Genomic DNA, 1,651 nt, shown 5'->3' with positions numbered 1-1,651 from the left:
TCTGCTTTCCTCAGCAGTTGCTCGGCACCAATTCCTCCACCAACTCACGTCTCAGAAGCACTCAACCGGCAAGCTTTGTGAAGTACTGAATCTTCCAACCGAGAGTCTGGAATCCAGTCGCGGTACTTCTCTGGGATAGCTTCAATAACCCCGTCCGGGACCGAGTGCCAATCTTCTTCGTCCAAATCCTCATAATGAGACTCAAGATGCGTCTCCCACCACTCATCAGACCGAGACCGGGTACTTCCGTGGGGAAGATTCGGGTCACGCTTCGGGGTTGATCCGCCAGCCTGTAGATTGGGAATTTGGTTTAGAGCTATCCTCTTCACCGTAGTCAAGTCACTCATGGTCACGTTACAACTCTCCATCAACTCTTGAAACTGGTCTTCGTGAGACACCCAAGTTGCCTCTGGATTGCGTTCCAGTCGGTCCTTGTTCACGACATATCGTATTACGCCCAATGCAACAGTTTCGACCGCTCGTTGGCTCCCAAATTGAGAGAAGTCTAAAGCCTCCATTGCATCCATCACCCCTCCTTTCTGAAATTCTGTCACCCCAAGCCGCGAGCAGAATATCTCCGTGATATGCTTTTTATCCCACTGACCCTGCCGCACAGGAAGCTCTCCATCAGAATTGTGGCGTCCCTCGTTTATTTCGCGGAATTGGTCATATTCATCACCCGATTCTCCTATTTGAGTCGCTGCGGGACTCTCATAGTGCGAGTAACTATTCATGTCTCGTTCGATTGTATTAGGGTCTAAAGACCCATCACCGGGTTCGGGCTGGTGTTGCACACCCCAATCTCTATGCACCGGCTCCTTTCCTCCATCATTCGTTGGTCTACTTTCTCCAGCCATAGTTGTCACTCAGTTTTAATATCAGCACGACCACAGAATCCGCCCCAAATTGTTCGGTTGACCGCAGATACCGCTCAGCCAGTAACTCGTTTCGGAACGCGCTCAACAAAAATGACCCAAATGCAGCACGCTCCTCCTTCATATATCCTTATTGTAGAGAGAACTACTTAAAGGAAAGCTCACACCAACACCATTACCCACAAACTACCAATTCGGTTACAAGATGGGCCCGACCGCGCTGCCGTGCTCGCTACGCCATCGCGCAAGCTCGCCGGTCCTGCTTACCGGGCCGCTCGCTTCGCTTGCTCTCCCTTCGGTCGCCCGGCTGCGCGGCTGCGGCGATATTGCGCGTGCTCGCTGTGCGCGGCTTCAGACTACTGGCTCCGGCTCTCCGAGCCGTCGCCACCGCGACCGCGCCGCACCCTGCACTGCGACCAACTGACTCAGCGCGCGCGAGAAACGCGCACGATTCGGGAACGGCGACCGCGACAGCACCGCCGAAGAATCCCGGCCCTTCTGGCCGGCCAAAGCCCGACCGCGTACCCACCCTCCGCGCCCGCCCACCTCCACGGTCCTGCTCGCGCTGTGCGGGCTTTCACAGGCAGAAGGTCATTGATTCAAGACCTCGGCCTTACCCCTGTCAGCAGGCACATGCTTGCTGACAGGCTGTCAGTAGCCCCACCTCATTCAATACGGAATCCCCCTGTCAGCAAGAGCGGTCGTTTCCCGACTGATTTTCACTCCGAACGAGGGGTGTCGTCGCGCCGATCACGCCGGAACGCCACCGTCAGAAG

General features: G+C 55.7%; 1 protein-coding gene. It reads right to left on the bottom strand.

What is annotated here, in order from left to right; translation table 11 throughout:
- Window positions 1–44: 44 nt before the first annotated feature.
- On the bottom strand, window positions 45–734 hold the full coding sequence (locus C448_RS15955) for a hypothetical protein (RefSeq protein WP_004053852.1): 690 nt from the start codon (window positions 732–734) through the stop codon (window positions 45–47).
- Between the last annotated feature and the right edge of the window lie 917 nt (window positions 735–1,651).

It is taken from the genome of Halococcus morrhuae DSM 1307 (assembly GCF_000336695.1).
Classification (GTDB): domain Archaea; phylum Halobacteriota; class Halobacteria; order Halobacteriales; family Halococcaceae; genus Halococcus; species Halococcus morrhuae.
The sequence above is the reverse complement of the archived record's forward strand: the minus strand, read 5'-3'. Positions and strand labels throughout refer to the sequence as shown.